Below are 26,636 nucleotides of genomic sequence, written 5' to 3'. Positions count from 1 at the left end.
TCTGGCCGCGCTACGGCGCGCCGCTGCCCTCGAAATCCATGTAATCCTCGTGCAATCCCTGCACAACGCGGCCGGTCGGCTCGTCGTCGACGCCGGTTTCCATCAGCACCCAGCCCGGCATGCCGTCTTCGCGCATCGCAGGACCTTCGTCCACGGCCATCACGAAGCTGTTGCCGAGCGCTTTGCCGTAGGCACGCAGCAGCGCGTGCAGGGCCTGCGGGTCCACCGCACCGCGTAGCGCCGCCAGCGTCTGTTCCAGTTCCGGGCGATCAAACAGCGCCTCCGACAACGCGCCCTCCACATCATCGGCCAGCGCGTGCACATCGCGCAGCACCAGAAAGCGCGCGAACTGTGGGAGGTCCTCGCCCAGTTCGCTGTTCACCCAACTGCGGGGATCGCCACAGCCTGCCGCCTTCATGGCGGCAATCAATCCAGCACGTCGATCAGTCATCGCACCAGCATAGCCGAGCGAAGCGACCCGCTTCCGCTTTCGCTCTTGCTTTTGATCTTCTTTTTCTTCCGTGGTGGACGCACACGGAAACTTTCAGGAGCCGGGCGGGTGGGTTGCTCAGGGGCGTGAGCCGCATGGATGCGGCGACCGAGCTTACAGGGATGTACTTGCAGCGTCCCCTGCGCAGCCCACCCGCTCGGCCACGCCCGAGACACAGGCACAGCGCCCGCCACGAGTGGCTCTGCCGTTGGCTGCAAAACTACACCGGTGCCAGCGCGGTGAACGGTGCCCACGGCAGGTTGCGCAGCAGCGCATACCCCGGCAGCACCCACAGCCAGAATTTCGGATTGGCCAGCAGCCGCATCAACGGATCGAGCACCTTCGGGCGCACGCCGGCGATGTGCAGCAGCATCATGAAGAGAAGGGGCAGTGCGATGACCAGCAACGGGTTCATCGCCATGGCGCCGGGCAGGTCGAAGTGGACCAGCGAATACAGGCAGCGCGTGCTGCCGCAGCCGGGGCAGTAGAAGCCGCTCAGCGCGTACAGCGGGCAGCCCGGCAACGGGTTGCCGGCGACATACGGGTTGACGTGGCGCAGGACCACGGCAGCACCGGCAGCCAGCCCGGACGAGGCCAGCAGCGGCGCCCAGCGGGCCAGGCGTGATTGAACGGGGGCGAGGGACATGCGTGGGCGGGATCCGGCATTGCGCCGGATCCCGTGCACTGCATCAGTAGCCGCTGTTGCTCATGGCGCCGATGCCGCCCATGACAACGAAGAACAGCACATACAGAACGACCATGATCAGCCAGGCAATGGCCGACCAGATCGCCCACTTCTTGGCCTTGTCCGCCGATTCCTGGGCACCGGCGACGTCACCGGCGGCCAGCTTGCCGTTGACCTGTGCAGCGTAGACGATCGATACGATGCCGACCGGCAGGCAGCAGAGCAGGGTGGACAGGATGGCCCAGACCAGATTGTTCGGGATGTACGGGGTGGTGGTATTCATGGTGCGAATGCCTCGTTGGGTGGTGGTGGTAGTGGTGAATCAATGTTCGGAAAGAGCGCCCAGCACGGCGAGACCGCCGAACAGCCCGAGCCACAACAGGAACAGGACAGGCAGGGCGACAGCGGAAGCCACTGCCCACCAGCCCGCCTTGCGCGATGCCGCGTAGGCCCCCGGCAGATCATCGGCGGCGCGCAGACCGTCGACCTGGGAGGCATACACGATCGACACCACGCCCAGCGGCAGGCAGCAGAACAGCGTCGTCAGAATCGCCCAGACAAGATGGTTGGGGATGTAGACCGGACGGCTGAGCGATGGTGGTTGATTCAAAGCAAGACTCCATTCCTTGGCGGTTGGGCTGCAGTGTGCAGACCTGACCTCCCCCCTTTGGCTGCGTAATCTACCGCAAGCGACGCCTTATGTATGCGTTTACATGCCCGCCGCGCCTGGGTTGGCGGCGTACACCAGCCTGCCCGGTCGCAGTGCAGTTCAGCGCCGCCAGGCTCACGCGTGGTCGCCACGAAGGGCGCGCACCTGGACTTCCAGGGTCGCGGCGTCGGCACTGTGGCCGTCCACAGGCGGTGCGGCCACCACCTGCACCGTGGCGCGGAACCGCCGCGGCACGCGCATGCGGCCCAGGCGCGTGTCGCGCCGGCTCCACATGCTCGACCACATGCCACGCAGCGCCATCGGCACCACCGGCACCGGACGCCGCTCCAGGATCTTCTCCACGCCGGATTTGAACGGCGCCATCGTGCCGTCCTTGGTCAGCGCGCCTTCGGGGAAGATGCAGACCAGTTCGCCTTCGGCCAGCGCCGCATCGATCTCGTCGAACGCGCGCTGCATCAGCGCCGGGTCTTCGCGTGCACCAGCAATGGGAATGGCCTTGGCGGTGCGGAAGATCCAGCGCATCACCGGGATGTTGAAGATCTTGTAGTACATGACGAAACGCACCGGGCGCGGGATCGTCGCCGACAGGATCAGTGCATCCATGTAGCTGACATGGTTGCAGACCAGCAGCGCGGCGCCTTCGTCGGGCACGTTGGCCTCGATGCCGTGCGGGCGCAGCCGGTACAGCGTGCGCACCATCAGCCAGCTGAGGAAGCGCATCAGGAACTCGGGGACGATGGTGAAAATGTAGATCGCCACGATGGCATTGGCGATGGCCAGGGCCAGGAACTGCTGCGGAATGGACCAGTGCAGCAGCTGGTGCGCGGCCAGCGACAGCAGTGCAGCAGCGACGATGAAGCCGGAGTTCTGGATGTTCAGCGCGGCGAACACGCGCGACATCTGTGCCTTCGGCGTGCGGCTCTGGATCAGCGCGAACAGCGGCACCACGAACACGCCGGTGAACAGGCCGATGCCGATCAGGTCGACGACGATGCGCACGCTGCCCGGCTGCTGCAGGAAGGCCAGCACGCCCAGGTTCTGTACGGTCGCCTCGCCGGTGCGGGCGAAGTACAGGTCCAGCAGGAAGGCGGTCATGCCGAAGGCGCCCAGCGGCACCAGGCCGATTTCCACCGTGCGTGCCGACAGCTTCTCGCACAGCAGCGAGCCGACGCCGGTGCCGACCGAGAACAGCGCCAGCGCGAACAGGTACAGCTTGGGCTCGCCGCCGAGGTTGACCAGCGCGTAGTTGGGCAGCTGCGAGGTCAGCACGGTGCCGACGAACCAGAACCAGGACACGCCGAGGATGGCGTTGCGCACCGCCTTCTGCTGCCGCGCCATGCGCAGCACCACCAGCGACTCGGGCAGCGGGTTCCAGTTGATCTTCAGGTCCGGATCACCGGCATCGACGCGCGGGATCATCCGCGCGGCGAGGTTGCCGCAGATCGCCAGCGCGATGACCGCCGTTGCAGCCACGACCGGGCCGTGGCTGCCGGCCAGCAGGAACACCGAGCCGCCGATGATCATGCCGGACAGGATCGAGATCGAGGTGCCCATTTCGACCAGGCCGTTGCCGCCGGTCAGTTCCTCCGGCTTCAGCACCGAGGGCAGCACCGAATACTTGACCGGCCCGAAGAGGGTCGACTGCATGCCGGTGCAGAACAGCGCCACCAGCAGGAAAGGCAGGTTCTCGGTGATGAAGCCGATGGCCGCCAGCGACATGATCACGATCTCCATGGTGGTGGTGATCACGATCAGCCGCGATTTCTCCAGCTTGTCGGCGATCTGCCCGGCCAGGGCGGAGAACAGGAAGTAGGGCAGGATGAAGATGGCCGGTGCCAGCGTGGTGTACAGCGAGCGCTGCTCGTCCGATACGCCCAGGTAGAACAACAGGCCGATGATGGCTTGCCGGTACACATTGTCGTTGAAGGCGCCCAGCGCCTGCACGATGAAGAACGGCAGGAAGCGGCGCTGGCGCAGCAGGGCAAACTGGTTGTGACCGGACATGGAACCTCCTTGACCGGCGCAGCCTAGCATCCCTGCCTGTCAGGCAGGGATGCGGCAGGTGCGGACTCTTACCTCCGGTGGGTGCGGACCGTTGGTCCGCACATCTCAGCCACCCCACCAACGCTCACACGATATCGTCGACCACGCCACCATCCACGCGCAGGGCGGCGCCGGACGTGGCCGAGGCCTGCGCCGACGCCAGGTAGACCACCATGTTGGCCACTTCCTCGACGGTGGCCGCGCGCTGGATCACCGATGCGGGGCGGTTGGCCATGACGAATTCACGGCCGATCTGCTCCAGCGGCTTGCCGCTGCGCGCGCGTTCTTCCTCGAACATCGCCGCGAAGCCGTCGGACAGGGTCGGGCCGGGCAGCACTGCATTGACGGTGACGCCGCTGCCGGCCACGCGCTTGGCCAGGCCGCGCGACAGCGACAGCTGGGCAGTCTTGCTGACCCCGTAATGGATCATGTCGGCCGGAATGTTGCGCGCCGATTCAGAAGAAATGAACAGCACCCGCCCCCAGCCGGCATCGACCATGGCCGGCAGCAGGGCGCGGGCCAGGCGCACGCCGGACATCACGTTGGTCTGCCAGTAGCGTTCCCAGGTGGCGTCGTCGGTGTCGAAGAAATCCTGCGGGCCGAAGATGCCGGCGTTGTTGACCAGGATGTCGATCTTCGGCAGACGGGCCAGCAGGGTCTCCACGCCGGCCACATCGGAGAGGTCGGCGGCCACGCCGATCACCTCGGCGCCGGGCACGGCGGCCAGCAGGCGCTGGCGTGCGCGCTCGGTGCTGTCGACGCTGCGGCCGTTGATGACCACCGTGGCACCGGCGGTGGCCAGGCCCCCGGCGATGGCCTGGCCGATGCCGGCGGTGGAAGCAGTGACCAGCGCAGTGCGGCCGCCCAGTTCGATCTTCATGGGGAACATCCAGCAAGGGGGAGATTGGCCAGTATCCCCCCGAGGCTGTTATCGGGGTGCAGCGCCAGCTGCAACACGATGGTGCGGCATTGGCAGGTGCGGACCGTTGGTCGGCACATCCCTCGCCCCATCAGGTCAACGTCGCCACCGCCTGGTTCGCCGCCGCACGCACCTTCGGCAGCAGCCGCAGCACCAGCGCCATCTGCGTGCGGATCAACTGCAGCTTCGGCGGCATCGCTTCCTCGATCTGTTCCAGCTCGGCGGCCACCGCGCGGTCGGCATCGTTGTCTTCCTCGCTCACCGGCTGCCGCGCGGTCAGGGCGGTGGCCAGCTGCTGCAGGGCCTTGCGCACGCGCTCACCGGCGGCCAGGGCCAGCGGGTCGCCCGCGTAGCTGTCCACCTGGTCGCGGTGCGCGCCCAGCGCTGACAGATGGCCAAGCAGCGTGTTGGACAGGGCCAGGAAGTGGAAGCCGGCGTCGAGGTTGCGGCGCACGTGGCCGGGCTCGCGCAGCATGTTCGACAGCGCCGTGGACAGCGCCGCGTCGGCGTTGTGCATGTCGCGGCGGGCGATGCGGTAGGCGAGGTCGTCGCGCATGCCGCTGCGGTACTGGCCCAGCACCGAATCGAGGTAGCGCGAGGCGGTGTCCAGCACGCGTGCCAGCACCAGGTGCAGCTGCCGGCCCTGCCAGTCGGGCAGGATCAGGAACGCGGCCGCCGCGGCGATGGCGCAGCCCAGCACCGTGTCGACCATGCGCGGCACGATCAGCACGAAGCCATCGCCGATCAGGTTGAAGCAGGTCAGCGCCATCACCGTGATCGCCGCCGAGGCCACCAGGTAGCGGTCGGTGCGGTTGTAGAAGAACAGCAGCGCCGACAGCAGGGCGATCAGCAGCTGCACGTGCAGCTGCGGGAACAGCTGCAGCAGCGCCCAGGTCAGCACCAGGCCGGCGAGGGTGCCGACCACGCGCTGGGCAAGGCGCTGGCGGGTGGCGCCGAAGTTGGGCCGGCACACGAAGACGATGGTCAGCAGCACCCACGAGCCGTGCTGTGCGTCGAACAGGCGGATGGCGAGGAAGCCGGCGACCAGCGCCACCGCCATGCGCAGGCCGTGGCGGAACAGCACCGAGCCCGGCGTGAGCTGCTGGCGGATGCGCACGCCCATCTCGCGCAGGGTATGCGGGTTGCTGTCGCGCAGGCGCGTATCGACGTTGTCCAGGCTGGCCTCGGAACGCTCGGCATCGAGCAGGCGGCGCTCGATGCTGCGCAGGTTGTGCACCAGCAGGTCGAGCGAGCCGAGCAGGCGCTGCCACTGCGGGCGCTGCTGGTCACGCAGGTAGGCCAGCGCATCGGCCAGGTCACGGCCGGCCTGCTGGTTGCTTTCGCCGTACACGAACGGGCGGCGCAGGCGGATCGCCTCGCCCAGGCGCGCGCAGGCCTGGCCCTGCAGGTCGAGCAGGCGCTGGCAGCGGTACAGCACGTCGCTGTGGAAGAACGCATCGACCAGCGCGCCGTAGGGATAGTGCGAGGAGCTGGCGCGTTCGTGGAAATCCTGCGCCATGTAGTACAGGCGCAGGTACAGGCCGGAATTGACGCCCGGCCGGCCGGAGCGGCCGAAGCGGGCGAGGATCGCGGCCTTGGCTTCGTTCAGCGCGCCGACCACGCGCCGGTTCTGTTCGGCCAAATCCAGCTGGCGGCGCTGCAGGTCGGCTTCGCGCACCGGCTCGAACAGGGTGGCCTTCAGCTGCAGGTAGCGACCCAGTTCCACGTACAGGCGGGCCACCCGTTCGCGCACCGGGCGGTTGGCGAACAGTGCCGTCCACAGGATCGACAGCAGGCCGTACCAGACCGCGCCGATCAGCAGGTGGCTGGCCGCTTCCACCGCGCGGGTCAGGTCGTCGGCGCCGCCGTGCTGCTCCAGGCCGATCATGGTGTAGATGGCCAGCGTCACCGTGGCCTGGGCGATGGATGCGTAGCGCTCGCCCAGCGCACCCAGCAGGGTCAGGCAGAACGTCGACAGTGCCAGTGCGCCGATGTATACCCACGGCAGCGGGAACAGCCAGATGACCGAGGCGGCGGCGATGCAGAAACACAGCAGCGACAGCAGCACGGCCTTGGTCCGGCCCCACCAGTTGTCATCGGTCTCGGCGATGGCGCTGGCAATGATGCCGAGGAACACGCCGGGCAGCGCCGGCAGCGCGTCCAGGTGCCAGCACAGGCCCAGCGCGGTGGTCAGGGCGATGAAGACGCGCAGGCCGTAGCTGGCCTTTTCGTGGGCCCACAGGCGGCTGAAGCGGGATTCGCGGGTGGACATGCAGGCTCGGGGGGCGGGATGCCCCCCATTATTGCGGTGTGGGCGTGAAATGGGGGGCCGATGTGCGGACCAACGGTCCGCACCCACCCATCTTCAGCAGCCGTTGTGCGGACCCGGTCCGCACCCACCGAGTTGGGTAGCGCCGGGTTACATCTCCCAACGCACGCTCACCGCAAAGGTGCGCGGCAGGCCGACGCCTGCGTTCGACCAGTACTTGCGGTTGCCCAGGTTTTCCACGCTGGCGCGCAGGATGACCGGATGGCCCGAGGCGACCAGGTGGTAGCCCACGCCGGCGTTGACCAGGGTGTAGTCGGGCAGCTTCAGGGTGTTGTCGGCGTCGTACCAGACATCGCCGTAGTAGCGCACGGCGGCATAGGCTTCCAGCCCGTCCACCCACGGCAGCTGGTAGTTGGCGTGCAGCACGCCGCTCCAGCGGGCCGCGCCGGCGGTGCGGTTGCCTTCCTGCGAGGCGCTGGCCGGGGACAGCTTGTCGTAGGTCGGGTCCAGCCAGGTCACGCCGCCGCCGACGGTCAGCGCGTCGCTCAGGTGCAGGTCGGCGCTGGCTTCCACGCCTTCATACAGGGTGATGCCGTCCTGCACGAGGAACTTGCCGGCGTCGGTCAGCAGGTCGATGTTGGCACCGCGTTCCAGCCGGAAGGCGGCCACGTTCGCGTTCCAGCGCGCTGCTTCGACCTTGGCGCCGATCTCGTACTGCTTGCTGATGGTCGGGTCGAGCACATCGCCGGCATTGATGTAGGTGTTGCCGACGCGGCTGCCGGCTTCCAGCGATTCGATGTAGCTGGCGTACAGGGTCACTGCGTCGCTGGGCTTGTACATCACCGCGTAGGTCGGAGTGACCGGGTAGGTGTGGTAGCTGCCCTTGGTCTCGAAGTCGTTGTAGCGCCAGCCGGCCAGCACCGACCAGCCACCACCGAAGTCGATGGTGTCGCTGGCGAAGACCGCCTGCTGCACGGTTTCATCCCCACGGCTCAGCACCCGCGAGCCCACCGCGTCGTGGCGGATGGCCGAACGCTGGTAGAGGTTGGCGCGGCCGATGGTGTTCCACTCATAGGGGCGGTCCCACCCCAGCCCGGTCTGGTGGCTGACGCCGGCCACCAGCTGGTGCTGCAGCGGGCCGGTGCGGAAGCTGCCCTGCATCAGCGCCTGGGCCAGCTTCCATTCGCTCTTGCCGCCCAGCTCGTAGACGTTGACGTTGTAATCGCCCTTCACGTCGTCGATGTAGGCGAAGATCTTGTTGACGTCGTTCCACGAGGTGGTGACGCCGTAGCTCAGGCTGGCCTTCCAGTCACTGTTGATCTGCCAGTTCAGCGCGGTCGACAGCAGGCTGGAGCGGGTGTCGTAGTAAGTGCCCGGTACGCTGTTGTCGACGTCACCGGCGATCGGGCGCGGCAACGAGGTCAGGCCGATGAAGTAGTACTGCGGCGATTCCTCGCTGAGGTCGCGCGACTGGAACACGCCGTCGAAGGTCCAGGTGAGCGCATCGCTCAGGCGCGCGTCCAGCGACAGCGCACCGACCTTGCGGTCGACGTGGCCGCCGTTGAAGGTCTCGCCCTTTTCCTGGTACGCGTTGAAGCGGTAGCCGAACATCTGCTCGTTGCCGAAGCGGCCGCCGACATCCACGCCGCCGCTGACGATGCCCTGTTCGCGCCAGCCCAGCTGGGCGCTGAAGGTGGGCACGTCGGTGGGCTTCTTGGTGATGTAGTTGACGATGCCGCCCGGTGCGCCGAAGCCGTACAGGAAGCCGCCGGGGCCCTTCAGCAGGTCGACCTGCTCCATCACTTCCAGCGGCCATTCGGTACCCCACGAGGAGACATGCAGGCCGTTGACGCGGTAGCTGTCGTAGTTCAGATCGATGCCGCGGTTGCGGATCGGCGAGCTCCAGCCACTGGCGTAGGCGCTGACCTGGGTGGTGACTGACGGGTCGAACAGGAAGACTTCGCCCAGCGAAACAACCTGGCGCTGCTCGATCTGCTCGCGGCCGACGGCGGTGATGGCGAACGGGGTATCGCGCAGGGCGCGGTCGCCGAGGGCGCCGGCTTCGGTATGGGTGCGTTCGGCGGTGACCTTGATCGCATCCAGGTCGGTGGCACTGCGGGTGTCGGCCGGGGCTTCGGCGTGGGCGGCACAGGCGGCGGACAGGGCCATGGCCAGCACGGCCAAGCGGGGAGAACGGGTGGGCAGCATCGGTGGGGGATCCTTCGCGGACAGCACACGACCGTCCGCGGTGGCGGAAGGGAAGGGGTCGATGGCTGGGATCACGCAGGCATGCCGGCAAGCGGCAGCGGGGCGTCGCTGGGGGAGGCGGCGCAGGACCGTAGCTGGATGAGAATTGTTCTCTTTTCGTTACGGCCCGTCAAATCCGGGGGCGTGCGGACCAACGGTCCGCACCCACCAGAACCGGTAGTGCCGGCCGCTGGCCGGCACCTCCCATCACGCGCGCTGCGCGCGCTTCAGCAGCTCCGCTTCGCGCCTGCGTGCGCGGCGTGCCCGCCAGCGTTCGGCCAGGCACGAGAAGATCACGTACAGCGCCGGGGTGCTCAGCAGGGTCAGGCTCTGCGAGAACAGAAGGCCGCCGATCATCGCGATGCCCAGCGGACGGCGCAGCTCCGAGCCCTCGCCGAGGCCGATTGCCAACGGCACCGCCGCCAGGATTGCCACCATCGTGGTCATCATGATCGGGCGGAAGCGCACGATGCTGGCCTCGCGTGCCGCCTCGCGCGGCGCCAGGCCGTGCTCGCGCTGCGCCACCAGGGCGAAGTCGATCATCATGATCGCGTTCTTCTTGACGATGCCGATCAGCAGCACCAGCGCGATCATCGAGATGACCGACAGCTCGGTGTTGGTACCGAACAGCGCCAGCAGCGCGCCCACGCCGGCCGCCGGCAGGGTCGACAGGATCGTCACCGGATGGATCAGGCTTTCGTACAGCATGCCCAGCACCAGGTACACGGTCAGGATCGCCGCCATCACCAGGATCAGCATGTCGCTGGGGTCGGAACTGAAGCCGAAGCCCGCATCGTCGGCCAGGCGGATGTCGCCCGGCATGCGCATGCCTGCCACCGTCGAATCGATGATCGCCTTGGCTTCGCCGGCGCTGACGCCCGGTGCGAGGTTGTAGCTCAGGTCCATCGTCGTGTACTGGTTTTCATGGGTGATCTGCGACGGCGCCAGGCCCGGGGCCTGGCGGGCCACCGCGGTGATCGGCACCATTTCGCCGCTGCGTGCCTTCACGTACACCTCATCCAAGGCTGCCGGCGTGGCGGTCTGCGAAGGCAGCGCGTTGACCACCACGCTGTACTGGTTGATGTCGGAGTAGATCGTGGAGATCTGGCGCTGGCCGAAGGCACCGTACAGCGCGCCGTCGATGGCACCCACGCTGATGCCCAGGCGCGCGGCCTTGGCGCGGTCGATCTCGATGTTCTGGCGCAGGCCGGCGTTGTCGACGTCGGTGCCGACGTCACGCAGCTTCGGGTTCTTCTTCAGCGCCGCCTGCAGCTTGGGCAGCCATTCCTGCAGCGCAGCCAGGTCGTTGCCCTGCAGCGAGATGCGGTACTGCGCGCCCTGGCTGTTGCCACCACCGTCGTTGCTGGGCAGATCCTGGATCGCGCGCAGGCGCAGCTGCAGGTCGGGGTAGCGGTCGGCCTTGGCACTCAGGCGGGCCAGCGCATGCGCGGTGGTCTCGCGGCGGCCATCCTTGCGCGATTTCAGCTCGACGTTGAACTGCGCGCTGGAGCCCTGGCGGCCACTGCCCAGCCGCACGCCCACGGTCTTCACCGCCGGGTCGGCCATCAGCATGTCGGTGATGCGGCGCTGGCGGGCCACCATGTCCTCGAAGGACACCGTGGCGCTGGAGTTGGCGCGGCCCCAGATCAGGCCGGTGTCCTGCGGCGGGAACGCGCCCTTCTTCACTGCACCGAACAGGAAGATGGTGACGCCGATCAGGATCAGCGGGGTGAGCGAAAGCAGCAGCGCATGGCGTAGCGAGAAGTCCAGGAACACCGTGTAGATGCGCAGCATGCGATCATGCCCGGCATCGAGCCAGCGGCCGAAGCGCGATGGTGCGGCGGTGTGGTCGTGGGCGCTGAGGAAGCGGCTGCACAGCGCCGGGGTCAGGGTCAGCGAGACGATCATCGAGACCACGATGGCCGCCACCAGGGTGACGGTGAACTCGCGGAAGAACGCACCCATCATGCCGCTGGCGAACAGCAGCGGAATGAACACCGCCACCAGCGAGGCGGTGATCGAGACGATGGTGAAGCCGATCTCGCGCGCACCGGTGAAGGCCGCCTGCATGCGCGGCATGCCTTCGTCGAGGTGGCGCATGATGTTCTCGATCACCACGATCGCATCGTCCACCACGAAACCAATTGCGATCACCAGCGCCAGCAGGCTCAGGTTGTTGAGGGTGAAGCCCAGCGCGTACATCACCAGCGCGGCGCCGGCCAGCGACAGTGGCACGGTCACGGCGGCGATCAGGGTAGGTGCCAGCCGGCGCAGGAACAGCGCCATGGTCAGCACCACCATCGCCAGGCTGATCAGCAGGGTGATCTGCACTTCATGCAGCGACGAGCGGATGGTCGGCGTACGGTCGAAGTACGGCGTCATCGTGGTGCCGGGCTGCAGGTAGTCGCGCAGGCCGGGAATCTGTGCCTTCACCCGGTCCACGGTCTCGACGATGTTGGCGCCGGCGCGGGTGAACACGTACATCACCACGGCCGGTTTGTGGTTGAACCACGCGGCCTGGTAGGCATCCTGCTGGCCGTCATAGACGTTGGCGATGTCCTTCAGGCGGATCACCCGGCCATCGCCCTGGGTCTTGACCACCAGCTCGGCGAAATCGGCGGCACGCGCCACCGAATCGTTGGCGATGATCGCCGTGGTGGAATTGCCGTCGCTGAGGAAGCCGGTGGGCGAGGTCACGTTGGCCGCGCGCACCGCATTGCGCAGGTCGTCGGCGGTCAGGCCGAGAGCGTTCATCTGGCGCAGGTTGACGTCCACGCGCACGGCCGGCGTCGAGGCACCGGCGATGTCCACCGAGGCCACGCCGCTGATCTGGCGGATGCGCTGGGCCAGCAGCGAATCGGCGACGTTGTACAGCTCGTCGGCGGACTGCGTCTGCGAGGTCAGGGCGATGGCGATGACCGGATCGTCGTTCGGGTTCGCCTTCTGGTACATCGGCGAGCCCAGCCCCGAGGGCAGGTCGGCCTGTGCCGAATTGATCGCGGTCTGCACGTCCAGTGCGGCCGAATCGATGTTGCGGTCGCTCTGGAAGATCATGAACACCAGCGAGCTGCCTTCCGAGCTCGACGAGCGCATGCGGTCGATGCCCGGCAGCTGGCCGAGGTGGCGTTCCAGCGGCGCGGTCACCGTGGACGCCATGGTCGCCGCATCCGCGCCGGCCTGGTTGGCATGCACGAAGATCACCGGGATCTCGATGTTCGGCAGTGCCGACACGCCCAGCCGCAGATAGCAGATCACGCCGATCATGAACAGGCCGACGGCCAGCAGCGCGGTGCCGATCGGGCGGCGGATGAAGGGGCCGGACAGGTTCATCGTGCGGCCCCCCGCGGCAGCGGGGCGTGGATCATGCCTGCGGCTCCTGCAGCGTGCCGTCGCGCAGGGCGCGCTGCTCGCGGCGGCGTGCCATCCACTCCGAGAAGCGCTCCATGTACAGGTAGATCACCGGCGTGGTGTACAGCGTGACCAGCTGCGAGAGCAGCAGGCCGCCGACGATGGCGATGCCCAGCGGACGGCGCAGCTCCGAACCGATGCCGGTGCCCAGCGCCAGCGGCAGCGCGCCGAGCATGGCCGCGGCGGTGGTCATCATGATCGGGCGGAAGCGCAGCAGGCAGGCGCGACGGATCGCTTCATGCGCGTTGGCACCGGCACGGCGCGCTTCGATCGCGAAGTCCACCATCATGATGCCGTTCTTCTTGACGATGCCGATGAGCAGCACGATGCCGACGATGCCGTCCACCGACAGGCTCAGGCCGCACACCATCAGCGCCAGCAATGCGCCGACACCGGCCGGCGGCAGGGTCGAGATGATCGTGATCGGGTGGATGTAGCTTTCGTACAGTACGCCCAGCACGATGTAGATGACCACCAGCGAGGCCAGCAGCAGCCATACCACGTCGGTCTGGCTGCCGGTGAACTCGGCCGCCTTGCCGATGAACTCGGCATGCAGGTGGGCCGGCATGTCCAGACTGTCCTTGGTCTCTTCGATGGCCTTGACCGCATCGGACAGCGAGTAGCCCGGGGCGATGTTGAAGGACACCGTCACCGCCGGCAGTTGCTGCTGGTGGCTGACTACCAGCGGCGCGCTGGTGACCTTGCTGTCGGCCAGCGCCGACAGCGGGATGATGTTGCCCGCACCGACGGTGATGCCGGTGTTCTGCGCGCCGATGCCGGTGGCGGTGGACGAGTTGGACGAGGTGACCTGGCCGAAGCTGGTGGCGTTGGTGCCGGTCAGCGCGCCGGCACCGTTGGAGGCCACGGCCAGCTGCTCCATCAGCGCAGTGCTGGTGCGGAACTCCGGCGCGACTTCCAGCACGACGCGGTATTGGTTGAGCTCGGTGAAGATGGTCGAGATCTGGCGCTGGCCGAACGCATCGTAGAGCGTGTCATCGATGGTCTGCATCGGCACGCCCAGCACGCTGGCCTTGTCGCGGTCGATGTTCAGCTCCAGGGCGCGGCCCTGGTTGGACAGGTTGTTGTCGACGTCGGCCAGTTCCGGGCGCTTGCGCAGCGCCTCGGTCAGGCGCGTGGCCTGGGTGGCCACGGTGGCCGAATCCACGTCCGACAGCGAGTACTGGTACTCGGTGGCGGCCACACGGGTATCCAGGGTCACGTCCTGCACCGGCTTCAGGTACAGCGCCACGCCGGGGATACCGGCCACGGCCTTCTGCAGGCGCGGCAGGATCTCATCCAGGCCGTCACGCTCGCCGCGCTCCTTCAGCACGATCGACAGCTGGCCCTGGTTCAGCGTGGGGTTCATGCTGCCGGCGCCGATGAAGGCCGACACGCCGGTCACGTCCGGGTCCTGGCGCAGGGCTTCGGCCACCTGCTTGGTGCGCTGCTCCATCTGCGGGAAGGCGATGTTCTGGTCGGCCTGGACCACGCCGGTGATCAGGCCGGTGTCCTGTTCAGGCAGCAGGCCCTTGGGAATCAGCACGTACAGCAGCACGGTCAGCACCAGCGCGCCGCCGGCCACGGCCAGGGTCAGGCGCTGGTGGCCCAGCACCCAGTCCAGGCTGTGCTCGTACAGGCCCACGGTGCGCGTCCACAGGTTCTGCTTGCCGGCCGCCGCGGCGCGCTCATGCGCGTCCTCGCCCTCGGGCAGGGCGTCGGGCTTGAGCAGGTAGGCGCACATCATCGGGGTCAGCGTCAGCGAGATCAGCATCGACAGCACGACCGCGATGCTCAGTACCCAGGCGAATTCATGGAACAGGCGGCCGGTGACGCCGGGCATCAGCAGCAGCGGCAGGAACACCGCCACCAGCGACACGGTCAGCGACAGCACGGTGAAGCCGATCTGGCGCGCACCGATCTCGGCCGCTTCCTTGCCACTCTTGCCCTGCTCGATGTAGCGGACGATGTTCTCGATCATCACGATCGCATCGTCGACCACGAAGCCGGTGGCCACCACCAGCGCCATCAGCGAGAGATTGTCCAGCGACATGCCGGCGAAGGCCATCACCGCGAAAGTGCCGGCCAGCGACAGCGGCACCGCCACCGACGGAATGATGGTGGCCCAGAACCGCCGCAGGAACACGAAGATGACCGCCACCACCAGGCCGATGGTGAGGATCAGGGTGAACTGCACTTCATGCACCGAGGCGCGGATGGTCTCGGTGCGGTCGTTGAAGACTTCCAGGTGCACGTCGGCCGGCAGCACGCCCTGCAGCTGCGGCAGGATCGCGCGGATGCGCTCGACGGTCTGCACGATGTTGGCGCCCGGCTGGCGGCGCACTTCCAGCAGCACGGCCGGCTTGCCGTTGGCCCAGGCGGCAAGCTGGTCGTTCTCCACGCCATCGACCACGTCGGCCACGTCGGACAACCGCACCGGGCGGCCGTTCTTGTAGCTGATGATGGTGTCGCGGTACTCGGCGGCGCTGGCCAGCTGGTCGTTGGTGCCGATGCTGTAGGACTGGGTCTTGCCGTTCAACGAACCCTTGGGCGCATTGACGTTGGCCTGGGTGAGCGCGCTGCGCAGCTCCTCCATGGTCAGGCCCATGTTCGACAGCTGCGCCGGGTTGACCTGGATGCGCACGGCCGGGCGCACGTTGCCGGCGATCGAAACCAGGCCCACGCCCTGCACCTGCGACAGGCGCTGGGCGAGGATCGAGTCGGCGTAGTTGTTGACGTCACGCAGCGGGCGCGTGTCCGAGGTCAGCTTCAGGGTGACGATGGCCGCGTCGGCTGGGTTCACCCGGTTGTAGACCGGCTGGTACGGCAGCGAGGAGGGCAGGGTGGCCTGGCGGATCGCCGCCTGCACGTCCTGCGCGGCGATGTCGATGTCGCGGTCCATCGAGAACTGCAGAATGATCGTCGACAACCCGGCCGAGGAATCGGAGGTCATCAGTTCCAGCCCGGAAATCTGCCCGAACTGGCGCTCCAGCGGCGTGGTCACCAGCGAGGCCATGGTGGTCGCGTTGGCACCCGGGTACTGGGTGGTGACCACCAGGCTGGGCGCATCGATTTCCGGCAGCGCCGACACCGGCAGCTTGCGGTAACCCAGGATGCCCAGCAGCAACAGACCCGCCATCAACAGCGAGGTCGCGATGGGACGGCGGATGAAGATCGTCGAAAAGCCCACGGACTGATCCTTGCTGGCGCTTCAATGGCAGCGCCGGCTGCGAGGCCGGCGCGAAAGGAAAGGGTGGCCTGCGCTCAGCGCGGGCCACCACCACGACGGCCACCGCCGCCACTCTTCTGTTCGGCGGCCTTCAGTTCGGCCTCGGTCGGCGCGGCCGGGGTCTCGCCCGGTTTCAGCGCGGTCACCTTGCTGCCCGGCTTCAGGCGGAACTGGCCTTCGCTGACAACGCGCTCGCCGCCCTTCAGGCCTTCGGCGATCTGCACCTGGCTGTCGCCCACTTCCACGCCGCTGCGCACGGTCTGCATCTTCACCGTGTTGTCGCCCTGCACGACATAGACGTACTCGCCGTCCGGGCCACGCAGCACCGCCTGGGTGGGGATGACCACGCCGCCGCCGATCGTGCGCAGCTGCATGCGCACGTTGACGAACTGGCCCGGCCAGAGGCCGTTGTCGGTGTTGTCGAAGATCGCGCGGGCCTTGAACGTGCCGCTGTCGGCGCTGATCAGGTTGTCGACCACGTCCAGCTTGCCGTCACCGGACAGCACGTGCGAGTCGGCGCGGTCCAGCGCGGCCACCGGCACGACGTCGGCGTTCTGCGCCTGGCGCACGTCGCCGAGCTGGCGCTCGGGCAGGTTGAACAGCACGTGGATCGGGTGGATCTGGGTAAGGGTGACCAGCGCGGTACCGGCGCTGACCACGTTGCCGGCGTCGACCGCGCGGATGCCGGCGATGCCCGAGATCGGCGCGGTGATGCGGGTGTACTGCAGCTGCACCTGCGCGGCACGCGCGGCGGCTTCGTTGGCGGCCACCGCGCTTTCGTACTGTGCCACTTGATTTCGCTGTGTATCCAGATCGGTCTTGGCGACGAACTGGCGGTACTCCGGCGCGTTGGAGCGCTGGTAGTTGGAACGCGCGGTGGCCAGCAGCGCTTCGTTCTGGCGCTTGGCCGCCACTGCCTGGTCGTAGCTGGCCTGGGCGCTGCGCGGGTCGATCTGTGCCAGCAGGTCACCCTGCTTCACTTCCTGGCCCTCGCGGAAATGGATGCTCATCAGCTGGCCGCCGACCTGCGGGCTGACCGTGACGGTGTTCATCGCGGTCACAGTGCCGAGCGCGCTGGCATACACCGGCACGTCCTGGCGCGTCGCATCGACCACGGTTACCGGCACCGGGCCTGCATCGGGATCCTCACCGCCCTGGCGCGCGCCTGCGGCCTGGCCACCGGCCTTGTCCTTGCCGCCACCGAGGATGCGTACGCCCACCACCGCCAGCACCAGCACTGCCACGACCAGCAGCACGATCTTCCAAACACGTGACATTCAAGGACTCCAAGAGGGCTGGACGGGGCGGACCCCGGGTGGCAATGCGCAAAGCATACCTGCGGTCCGCTACGTTTCCTGCATGACGTATGGGACGGGCGCTAAGACCGGGTGCGGCGGAGGAGGTTCCCGTGGGGGCGGTGTTGGCCTACATTCAGGTGCAGACCCCTTCCGTGGAGACCCCCGATGCGTCGTTCCCTGCTGCTGTCCGCCCTGCTGCTGGCCCTGCCGGCCCTTGCCCACGCCCAGCAGGCCGAGCGCCCGGAGGTGACCGCCGCCGCGCAGCGCCTGCAGGCCCAGGTGGTGGAGTGGCGACGTGACTTCCACGCGCATCCGGAACTGTCCAACCGCGAGGAGCGCACCTCGGCCGAGGTCGCCAAGCGCCTGCGCGCGATGGGCCTGAAGCCGAAGACCGGCATCGCCCACCACGGCGTGGTGGCGATCATCGAAGGCGGCAAGCCGGGACCGAAGATCGCCCTGCGCGCGGACATGGACGCGCTGCCGGTGACCGAACAGACCGGCCTGCCGTTCGCGTCCAAGGCCACCGCGCAGTACCGCGGGCAGACCGTGGGCGTGATGCATGCCTGCGGCCACGATGCGCACACCGCCACCCTGCTTGGCGTGGCGCAGGCGCTGGTGGCGATGAAGAAGGACCTGCCGGGCCAGGTGATGCTGATCTTCCAGCCTTCCGAAGAAGGCGCACCGCCGCCGGAAGAGGGCGGTGCCGCGCTGATGCTGAAGGAAGGCCTGTTTGCTGACTTCAAGCCGGAGGCGGTGTTCGGCCTGCATGTGTTCTCCAGCGTGCAGGCGGGCCAGATCGCGGTGCGTGGCGGCCCGTTGATGGCGGCGTCGGATCGTTTCGGCATCAAGGTGATCGGCCGCCAGACCCATGGCTCGGCACCGTGGAACGGCGTGGACCCGATCGTGGCCACCGCCGACCTGATCGGCACCGCGCAGACCATCGTCAGCCGCCGCACCAACCTGTCCAAGCAGCCGGCGGTGGTGACCTTCGGCGCGATCAACGGTGGCATCCGCTACAACATCATTCCCGATGAAGTGGAGATGGTCGGCACCATCCGCACCTTTGACGAGGGCATGCGCCAGCAGATCTTCGCCGACCTGCGCAACGTGGCCGAGCACACCGCGGCCGCGCACGGTGCCAAGGCGGTGACCGACATCTACGAGTCGGAAGGCAACCCGGCGACGGTGAACGACCCGGCGCTGACCGCGAAGATGCTGCCGAGCCTGCAGGCGGTGGTGGGCAAGGACAATGTGTACGAGCCGCCGCTGCAGATGGGTGCGGAGGATTTCTCGCTGTACGCGAAGGAAGTGCCGGGCATGTTCTTCTTCGTCGGTTCGACCAGCGTGGGCATCGACCCGGCGACGGCGCCGGCGAATCATTCGCCGAAGTTCCTGCTGGATGAGAAGGCGCTGGATGTCGGGTTCCGGGCGTTGATGCAGGTGAGCCTGGATTACCTGCACGATGCCGGCACGCCCGCGGGGTGAGAGGTCTTGGCAGGGCTTGCAGCCCTGCACCCGCTTGAATCAACGTCAACATCAACGTCAAAAGCGGGCATTCCGTGGGATGGCGGGGTGGGTCCGGTGGCAGGGGACGCTGCAAGTACGTCCATGTAAGCTCGGTCGCCGCATCCATGCGGCTCACGCCCCTGCCACCGGACCCGCCCCGCCTTCGACAGTTTCCTGCGGCTGTCGGAACGACATTCTGCTTCTGGTGGGTGTCGACCTTGGTCGACACGGCAGGCGTCAGGAAGGTCTGAAGGATCGGTTTTTGATCTTGATTTTCTGATCTTTCCCGTGGCGGCGCCCGCGTGCAAGGAACTGTCAGGGGCCGGGTGGGCAGGCGGGGCGGGGGTGTCCGCGGCATGGATGCCGCGGCCAAGCCCCCATGGACGGGTTTACGGCGTCCCCCGACCCGCCTGCCCACCTGGCCAAGCCGATAGACCGCCTTTCGCGATCATCCCAATACAACCACCACGGAGGGGCTCGGCCGTTGGCCGACCCGGCCGAAGGCCCACCCCCGCGCGATACAATGCGCACCATGAACACCCCCCAGGACTCCAGCCTCGGTCGCGAGGTCAGTTACCCGTCGCAGTACGATCCCGGCCTGCTGTTTCCCATCCCCCGCATCGGCGCCCGCGCTGAGATCGGCCTCGATGACGCCGCGCTGCCGTTCGTCGGCCACGACCGCTGGCACGCCTTCGAACTGAGCTGGCTCGACCCGCGCGGCAAGCCGCAGGTGGCCGTGGCCACCGTGCAGGTGCCGTGCACCTCGCCGCGGCTGATCGAATCGAAGTCGTTCAAGCTGTACCTGAACTCCCTCAACAGCACCCGCATCGACAGCGCCGAGGCACTGCGCGAGCGCCTGGTGGCGGACCTGTCGGCCTGCGCGGGTGCGCCGGTGCAGGTGCAGTTCGGCCTGCCGCCGCTGGTCGAGTCGCCGCTGGGCGAATCGATCGATGGGCTGGACGTGGAGATCGACTGCTACGGCCCGCCGCAGGCGGATTACCTCGCCGCCGATGCCGGCCAGGTGGTGGAGGAGACCCTGGTCTCGTCCCTGCTGAAATCCAACTGCCCGGTTACCGGCCAGCCGGACTGGGCCACGGTCAGCGTCCGCTACCGCGGCCCGAAGATCGACCGCGCCGGCCTGCTGCGCTATCTGGTCAGCTACCGCGAGCATGCCGAGTTCCACGAGCAGTGCGTGGAGCGCATCTTCAGCGAGGTGTCCGCGCGCTGCCTGCCGCAGTGGCTGGAAGTGGAAGCGCGCTACACCCGCCGCGGTGGCCTGGACATCAATCCCTGGCGCGCCAGCCACGGCATCGCCGGCCCGGCCGCGACCTTCCGCGAGCTTCGCCAGTAACCGCCGCAGGCGGTCATGGGTAGCGCCGGGCCACGCCCGGCGAGCGCAGCGGGCATCCGCCACCCCGATTGTTCAGCCGCGCACCCTCGCGGCTTCACATCTGCACCATCCCCATTTAACAACCTCCATGTCACGGTGCCATCCACATAGTCATGCAGACGGGAGTGTGGATGAGCACCGAGAAGAAAGCCGATTTCTCCGGCGTCACTGCCAGCGTCGACAGCACCGCCCAGGAAGTTCCAAAGGCGGACTTCTCCGGCGTCAGCGCTTCGGTGGACAGTACTGCTGAGGTAGTCGGGGGCGATACCTACACTGTGCAAAAGGGCGATTCGCTGTCGAAGATCGCCAAGCAGCACCTGGGTGACGCCAATGCCTGGAAGACGATCTTCGAGGCCAACCGCGATGTCCTCGACGACCCGGACAAGATTTTCCCGGGGCAGACCCTGAAGCTACCGCAGAAGTAAGGGCACAGTGCGTTGAATCGCGCCAAGCCCGTCCAACAACCCCTGTGAGGAACACCCGAATGATCAAGACCAATCCGCTCCAGACCGCCCTGATCGCCGTCCTGCTGGGCAGCGTCGCTCTCGTCGGTTGCAAGAAGAAAGAAGAGTCCACTGACAACAATGCTGCCCCTGCAGCCACCGCTCCGGCAGAGTCTGCGCCGGCGCCGATGACCGGCGCGCCGCCGCCGATGACGGAAGCTGCATCGGTCAACGTCTCTTCTGTCACTGTCGGCAAGACCGCCGCCGCCGACAAGTCGGTCGCGACCTCAGCGCTGTTTGGCAAGAAGGACGACATTATTGTTTCGGTCAAGACTGACGGGGCAGCCAGCAACGCGACAGTGGGTGTCAAGCTGACCTACCAGGACGGGCAGGTGGCGGGCGAAGAAAGTGCCACGCTGAATACCAGCGGTGCGGAAACCACCAACGTTACCTTCAAGAACGCCAATGGCTGGCCGGCCGGCAAGTACCGCGCCGAAGTCATGGTTGATGGCAAGGCGGCAGGAACGCCGCAGGAGTTCGAGGTCAAGTAAGTCCCGCCGACTCTCTCCCGGTTGGACTCACGATGGACGCAGCCGCGAGGCTGCGTCTTTTTTGTTGTGCGCTTTGCCGCGCGCTGCATCCACGCATGGCCGACATGGTTGCATCCGATACCACGCGGCTGGATCACAGCGTTGCCGTGGTGCAGTACCGCGGCGTATGGCATGGCTTTGCCCCGCGCGGCTGAAAACGCGACAATGCAGGGGTTTCCCCATCGCGCGCCCCCCTGACGGCGACGGGGAAAGTGACACGGTTGCACGTGGCACGGCGCCTGCGCCGGCCTTCCCCTGAGAACTGCTACAGAGTCCAAGTCCCCCATGTCCAAGATCCTCTACACGCTGACCGACGAAGCACCGTTCCTGGCTACCCAGTCGCTGCTGCCGATCGTCGACGCCTACACCGCCACCGCCGGTATCGTGGTGGAAACCCGTGACATCTCGCTGTCCGGCCGCATCCTGTCGCAGTTCCCGGAACTGCTCAGCGACGCGCAGAAGGTCAGCGACGACCTGGCCGAGCTGGGCCAGTTGGCGACCACCCCGGACGCCAACATCATCAAGCTGCCGAACATCTCCGCCTCGGTGCCGCAGCTGAAGGCCGCCATCAAGGAACTGCAGGACCAGGGTTACCCGCTGCCGGCTTACCCGGAAACCCCGGCCGACGACCAGCAGCGCGACTACAAGGCGCGCTATGACAAGGTCAAGGGCAGCGCGGTGAACCCGGTGCTGCGCGAAGGCAACTCCGACCGCCGTGCACCGCTGTCGGTGAAGAACTACGCACGCAAGCACCCGCATCGCATGGGTGCCTGGGCTTCGGATTCGAAGTCGCACGTCGCGCACATGGCCGCCGGTGATTTCTACGGCAGCGAGAAGTCGGCCACCCTGGCCAACGCCGGTTCGCTGAAGATCACCTTCCATGGCAAGGATGGCAGCGCCGTCGTGCTGAAGGAAAAGACCGCGGTCAGGGCCGGCGAGATCGTCGATGCCGCGGTGATGAGCCGCAAGGCACTGGCTGCCTTCATCGGTGAGCAGATCGCCGATGCCAAGGCCCAGGGCGTGCTGTTCTCGCTGCACCTGAAGGCGACCATGATGAAGGTCTCCGACCCGATCATGTTCGGCGTGGCCGTCAACGAGTTCTACAAGGACGTGCTGGCCAAGCACGCCGACGTGCTGAAGCAGGCCGGTTTCGATGCCAACAACGGCATCGGTGACCTGGCCGCGCGCCTGCCGTCGCTGCCCGAGGCCACCCGCGCCGCGATCGAAGCCGACCTGGCCGCCGAGTACGCACAGCGTCCGGGCGTGGCCATGGTCAACTCGGACAAGGGCATCACCAACCTGCACGTGCCGAGCGACGTCATCGTCGACGCCTCGATGCCGGCGATGATCCGCGACTCCGGCAAGATGTGGAATGCCGAAGGCAAGCTGCAGGATACCAAGGCTGTCATCCCCGACCGCTGCTACGCCGGCGTGTACCAGGCCGTCATCGACGACTGCAAGGCGCATGGTGCGTTCAACCCGGCCACCATGGGCTCGGTGCCGAACGTCGGCCTGATGGCGCAGAAGGCCGAGGAATACGGCTCGCACGACAAGACCTTCCAGATCGCCGCCGACGGCGTGGTCGAGGTCACCGACGACGCAGGCACCGTGGTGTTCGAGCACGCGGTGGAAGCCGGTGACATCTGGCGCATGTGCCAGACCAAGGACGCGCCGATCCAGGACTGGGTCAAGCTGGCCGTCGAACGCGCCCGCCTCAGCAGCACCCCGGCCGTGTTCTGGCTGGATGCCGGCCGTGCCCACGACGCGCAGGTCATCGCCAAGGTCGAGCAGTACCTGAAGGACCACGACACCAACGGCCTGGACATCCGCATCCTGCCACCGGTGGAAGCGACCGCCTTCTCGCTGGACCGCATCCGCAAGGGTGAGGACACCATCTCGGTGACCGGCAACGTGCTGCGCGACTACCTGACCGATCTGTTCCCGATCATGGAACTGGGCACCAGCGCCAAGATGCTGTCGATCGTGCCGCTGATGGCCGGTGGCGGCCTGTTCGAGACCGGCGCCGGTGGTTCGGCCCCGAAGCACGTGCAGCAGTTCGTCGAAGAGGACTACCTGCGTTGGGATTCGCTGGGTGAATTCCTGGCTCTGGCCGCGTCGCTGGAACACCTGGGCAACCGCTACGACAACGCCGCAGCCCGCGTGCTGGCCAAGGCGCTGGACGAAGCCAACGGCCAGTTCCTGGACAACGACAAGTCGCCGTCGCGCAAGCTGGGTGGCATCGACAACCGCGGCAGCCACTTCTACATTGCGCTGTACTGGGCCCAGGCCCTGGCCGCGCAGGATGAAGACGCCGCACTGAAGGCCCGCTTCGCCCCGCTGGCCAAGGCACTGACCGACAACGAGCAGACCATCGTCGACGAGCTGGCCGCGGTGCAGGGCAAGGCCGTGGACATCGGCGGCTACTACCGCCCGGACGTGGCCAAGGCCAGCAAGGCCATGCGCCCGAGCGCGACCTTCAACACCGCCCTGGAGCAGCTGCGCGGCTGATCCATCGCCGCCTGCGTGTGACACCCTGAACCCGCGCTTCGGCGCGGGTTTCTTTTTGCCTGGGCGGGCTTCTGTAGAGCCGAGCCCATGCTCGGCTGCTTCTGCTCCCGCCCTTTCGTAGAGTCGAGCTTGCTCGACTTCTGCCGGAAGCAGCAGAGCAGGCTCGACACTACCGAAGCGCCGAGGCAGCCGAGCATGGGCTCGGCTCTACACAAGCTACCCCACGCCGGCGTATGGTGGATGCCCGTCTCCCTGCCGAGCCGTGCATGTCCCAGCCTGACATCGCCGTCGACCTGGCACCGCGCATCGCCGTGGCCATCCGCGATGGCTTCGAGGACTACCACGCGCGCTTCGCGGCGATCACTGCGCGGGCGCGGCTGCGCTTCGAGCAGCGCGACTGGGGCGCTGCACGGCAGGATGCGGTCGAGCGCATCGCCCTGTACGACATGTGCATCGCCGAACGGATGGACGCGTTGCGGCGCATGGCCGGCGATGCGATCGGCATGCGCGTGCTGTGGCTGCAGGTGCACGCGCACTACAGCGCGCTGCTGCAGGGGCTGATCGACGCCGAACTGTACAAGACCTTCTACAACACCCTGGCGCGGCGCCTGTTTGCCACCCGCGGGGTCGACCCGGCGCTGGAGTTCATCGCCTTCGACATCGAACCCTCCGATGCGATCACCCACCCGGTGGCACGTCACACCTACGCGGTGTCGCCCACGCGCCCGGTGGAGGCCCTGCAGCGGGTGCTGGCCGATTACCGCTTCGACGTGCCTTACGCACACCAGCTGCGCTGCGCGGCAGCCATCGCCATCCGCCTGCAGGATGACCTCGCCCACTGGGGCGATACGCCGGTGCGCAGCATCGAGCTGCTCGACACCGTGTTCTACCGCGAGCGCCGCGCCTATCTGGTCGGCCGCGTGTTCGGCGAACACCGTTTCTCGCCCTGCATCATCGCCCTGGTCAACGACGAGCACGGCCTGCGCGCCGATGCGGTGCTGACCCGCCGCCGCGATGTCGCCCACCTGTTCGGTGTCTCGCGCAGCTACTTCCAGGCCAACCTGGCGACCGTCGGGGATGCCGTGGTATTCCTGCGCAGCCTGCTGCCGGGCAAGCCGATCGACGAGATCTACACCGTGCTCGGCCGCGCCAAGCAGGGCAAGACGGAGCGCTACCGCACCTTCTTCCGCCACTTCAACGAACACCCGCACGAACAGCTGGTGCATGCCGAGGGCACGCCGGGCATGGTCATGGCGGTGTTCACTCTGCCCAGCTATCCGCTGGTGTTCAAGCTGATCCGCGACCGCTTCGCCTGGCCCAAGGCGATGTCGCGCCAGCAGGTGGAAGAGAAGTACGCGCTGGTGTTCAACCTGGACCGCGTCGGCCGCCTGCTCGATGCACAGCCCTACCGCCACCTGCGCTTTCCGCGCGCGCGCTTCGCCCCGGCGCTGCTGGACGAACTGCTGCAGCAGTGCACGCAGAGCGTGCGCGTGCAGGGCGACGAGGTCGAGATTGCCCTGTGCTACGTGCAGCGCCGCTTCCGCCCGTTGAACCTGTACCTGCGCGAGCAGGGCGCGCCGGGCGTACGCGCGGCGGTGCTGGACTACGCGCAGGCGATCACCGACATGGCCCGCAACAACATCTTCCCCGGCGACATGCTGCCGAAGAATTTTGGCGTGTCGCGCCATGGTCGCGCCGTGTTCTACGACTATGACGAGGTGTGCCTGGTCAGTGACTGCGTGTTCCGCGCCTGGCCGCAGCCGCGTACGCCGGAAGAGGAACTCGCCGACGAGCCATGGTTCCATGTCGGCCCGCGCGATGTGTTTCCCGAGCGATTCGGTCCGTTCATGGGCCTGCCGGCGCAGGAGCTGGCGGCGGTGCGTGAACACTATCGTCATCTGTTCGATCCCGCCTGGTGGCAGGGCCTGCAGGCCCGTTTCGCGAGCACCGACTACCCGGACACGCCGCCGTACGCCACCGACCATCGACTGGCGTGATCAGCCAGCCCGTAACGCATCGCAGGGCGACCTGATGTAGGCTTTGCAGCTCATACACAAGGAGTGAGTGTGATGCGATCTTCCCTTTTCCTGGCCCTGACCCTGGCCCTCGGTGGCGGCGCCGCGTACATCGGCACCGCCGATGCGCAGAGCGCGCGCGAGGTGCGCAAGCAGACCGAGGCCAGCATGACGCTCAGTGGCGTCATCGACATCGGCCGCGATGGCCAGGTCGAAGGCTTCCAGCTCGACCACCGCGAGAAGGTTGCCGAAGACGTGGCGGCGATGGTCGACGGCACGGTCAAAGCGTGGCGTTTCGAGCCGGTGCTGGTCGATGGCCAGCCGGTGCGTGCGCGCACCACCGTCCAGCTGCGCCTGCTGGCGGACAACATGGCCGGCAACACCATGCAGATCCGCGTGACCGACGCGAACTTCGACAAGGTCCGCGACGAGAGCAGCCTGGGCAGCGATGACATCCGCGCGCTGAACATGCGCCCGCCGGTGTACCCGGACAAGGCAGTCTCGATCCGCGGCCAGGGCGTGGTGCTGCTGCTGGTCAAGATCGGGCGTGATGGCAAGGTTGCCGACGTGGTTGCCGAACGGACCAATCTGACCTCGGTCGGTCCCGGCCGCACCATGGACATGCTGCGTGACGTGCTGGCCAAGGCCAGCGTCAAGACCGCGCGCACCTGGACCTTCAATCCGCCGACGACCGGCAAGGACAAGGACGCCGAGTTCTGGACCGTGCGGGTTCCCGTCCATTACGCCTTCGATTCGAAGAAGGAGCGCTACGGCCGCTGGTCGGCCTATATCCCGGGCCCGCGCCAGCAGGCCCCGTGGATCACCGGCGAAGACGACAAGGCTACCGGTACCGACCTCCTGCCCGAAGGCGGCGTCTACATGGTCGGCCGCAACGACGGTCCGCGCCTGCTGACTCCGCTGGGCTGACC

Annotated in this window: 19 protein-coding genes; 8 read left to right on the top strand and 11 right to left on the bottom strand. The window is 67.2% G+C overall.

The window, feature by feature from the left end; all coding sequences use genetic code 11:
- Nucleotides 1-10 precede the first annotated feature (10 nt).
- The 11 genes from NQ204_RS05235 to NQ204_RS05185 form a co-directional block, all read right to left on the bottom strand.
- Nucleotides 11-451, bottom strand: coding sequence for a hypothetical protein (locus tag NQ204_RS05235; protein ID WP_256643275.1), 441 nt, complete (start codon nt 449-451; stop codon nt 11-13).
- A 259-nt stretch (nt 452-710) separates the two neighbouring features.
- On the bottom strand, nt 711-1,136 hold the full coding sequence (locus NQ204_RS05230; RefSeq protein WP_116862762.1) for a DUF2752 domain-containing protein: 426 nt from the start codon (nt 1,134-1,136) through the stop codon (nt 711-713).
- A 43-nt stretch (nt 1,137-1,179) separates the two neighbouring features.
- Nucleotides 1,180-1,458: a CD225/dispanin family protein gene (locus NQ204_RS05225; protein WP_116862761.1), complete on the bottom strand. Its 279-nt coding sequence runs from the start codon at nt 1,456-1,458 to the stop codon at nt 1,180-1,182.
- A gap of 39 nt (nt 1,459-1,497) precedes the next feature.
- Nucleotides 1,498-1,785, bottom strand: a complete 288-nt coding sequence (locus tag NQ204_RS05220; protein ID WP_116862760.1) for a CD225/dispanin family protein — start codon at nt 1,783-1,785, stop codon at nt 1,498-1,500.
- Between the two features lie 174 nt (nt 1,786-1,959).
- Nucleotides 1,960-3,849, bottom strand: a complete 1,890-nt coding sequence (locus tag NQ204_RS05215; RefSeq protein ID WP_116862759.1) for an MFS transporter — start codon at nt 3,847-3,849, stop codon at nt 1,960-1,962.
- A 124-nt stretch (nt 3,850-3,973) separates the two neighbouring features.
- Nucleotides 3,974-4,768 (bottom strand): SDR family NAD(P)-dependent oxidoreductase, encoded by a 795-nt coding sequence (locus NQ204_RS05210; RefSeq protein ID WP_116862758.1) that lies wholly within the window; start codon nt 4,766-4,768, stop codon nt 3,974-3,976.
- A gap of 130 nt (nt 4,769-4,898) precedes the next feature.
- Nucleotides 4,899-7,079: a YccS family putative transporter gene (yccS, locus tag NQ204_RS05205; RefSeq protein ID WP_116862757.1), complete on the bottom strand. Its 2,181-nt coding sequence runs from the start codon at nt 7,077-7,079 to the stop codon at nt 4,899-4,901.
- 147 nt (nt 7,080-7,226) lie between these two features.
- A complete protein-coding gene (locus tag NQ204_RS05200; protein WP_256643274.1) occupies nt 7,227-9,284 on the bottom strand; it encodes a TonB-dependent siderophore receptor in 2,058 nt (685 codons plus the stop codon).
- Between the two features lie 246 nt (nt 9,285-9,530).
- Complete coding sequence (locus NQ204_RS05195) at nt 9,531-12,653, bottom strand: efflux RND transporter permease subunit (RefSeq protein WP_256643273.1); 3,123 nt, start codon at nt 12,651-12,653, stop codon at nt 9,531-9,533.
- A 31-nt stretch (nt 12,654-12,684) separates the two neighbouring features.
- Nucleotides 12,685-15,918: an efflux RND transporter permease subunit gene (locus tag NQ204_RS05190; RefSeq protein ID WP_108770225.1), complete on the bottom strand. Its 3,234-nt coding sequence runs from the start codon at nt 15,916-15,918 to the stop codon at nt 12,685-12,687.
- Nucleotides 15,919-15,992: 74 nt separating this feature from the next.
- Nucleotides 15,993-17,234, bottom strand: a complete 1,242-nt coding sequence (locus tag NQ204_RS05185) for an efflux RND transporter periplasmic adaptor subunit (protein ID WP_256643272.1) — start codon at nt 17,232-17,234, stop codon at nt 15,993-15,995.
- A 186-nt stretch (nt 17,235-17,420) separates the two neighbouring features.
- Here NQ204_RS05185 and NQ204_RS05180 point away from each other — a divergent pair, with 186 nt between their 5' ends.
- The 8 genes from NQ204_RS05180 (at nt 17,421) to NQ204_RS05145 (ending at nt 26,634) form a co-directional block, all read left to right on the top strand.
- The gene (locus NQ204_RS05180; protein ID WP_256643271.1) at nt 17,421-18,740 is read left to right on the top strand and encodes a M20 family metallopeptidase; all 1,320 of its coding nucleotides are present in this window, start codon (nt 17,421-17,423) and stop codon (nt 18,738-18,740) included.
- Between the two features lie 553 nt (nt 18,741-19,293).
- Nucleotides 19,294-20,112 carry an NADPH-dependent 7-cyano-7-deazaguanine reductase QueF gene (queF, locus tag NQ204_RS05175; protein ID WP_256643270.1) on the top strand — a complete coding sequence of 273 codons (819 nt, stop codon included), beginning with the start codon at nt 19,294-19,296 and terminating at the stop codon, nt 20,110-20,112.
- Nucleotides 20,113-20,282: 170 nt separating this feature from the next.
- Nucleotides 20,283-20,576 carry a LysM peptidoglycan-binding domain-containing protein gene (locus NQ204_RS05170; protein WP_164073538.1) on the top strand — a complete coding sequence of 98 codons (294 nt, stop codon included), beginning with the start codon at nt 20,283-20,285 and terminating at the stop codon, nt 20,574-20,576.
- Nucleotides 20,577-20,635: 59 nt separating this feature from the next.
- A complete protein-coding gene (locus NQ204_RS05165) occupies nt 20,636-21,145 on the top strand; it encodes a hypothetical protein (protein ID WP_256643269.1) in 510 nt (169 codons plus the stop codon).
- 32 nt (nt 21,146-21,177) lie between these two features.
- Complete coding sequence (locus tag NQ204_RS05160; protein WP_256643268.1) at nt 21,178-21,339, top strand: hypothetical protein; 162 nt, start codon at nt 21,178-21,180, stop codon at nt 21,337-21,339.
- A 130-nt stretch (nt 21,340-21,469) separates the two neighbouring features.
- The gene (locus NQ204_RS05155; RefSeq protein ID WP_256643267.1) at nt 21,470-23,692 is read left to right on the top strand and encodes an NADP-dependent isocitrate dehydrogenase; all 2,223 of its coding nucleotides are present in this window, start codon (nt 21,470-21,472) and stop codon (nt 23,690-23,692) included.
- A 266-nt stretch (nt 23,693-23,958) separates the two neighbouring features.
- Nucleotides 23,959-25,689 (top strand): bifunctional isocitrate dehydrogenase kinase/phosphatase, encoded by a 1,731-nt coding sequence (aceK, locus tag NQ204_RS05150; protein ID WP_256643266.1) that lies wholly within the window; start codon nt 23,959-23,961, stop codon nt 25,687-25,689.
- A 72-nt stretch (nt 25,690-25,761) separates the two neighbouring features.
- Nucleotides 25,762-26,634: an energy transducer TonB gene (locus NQ204_RS05145; protein ID WP_256643265.1), complete on the top strand. Its 873-nt coding sequence runs from the start codon at nt 25,762-25,764 to the stop codon at nt 26,632-26,634.
- The last annotated feature ends 2 nt before the right edge of the window (nt 26,635-26,636 follow it).

The organism is Stenotrophomonas testudinis, assembly GCF_024499815.1.
Classification (GTDB): domain Bacteria; phylum Pseudomonadota; class Gammaproteobacteria; order Xanthomonadales; family Xanthomonadaceae; genus Stenotrophomonas.
The sequence above is the reverse complement of the archived record's forward strand: the minus strand, read 5'-3'. Positions and strand labels throughout refer to the sequence as shown.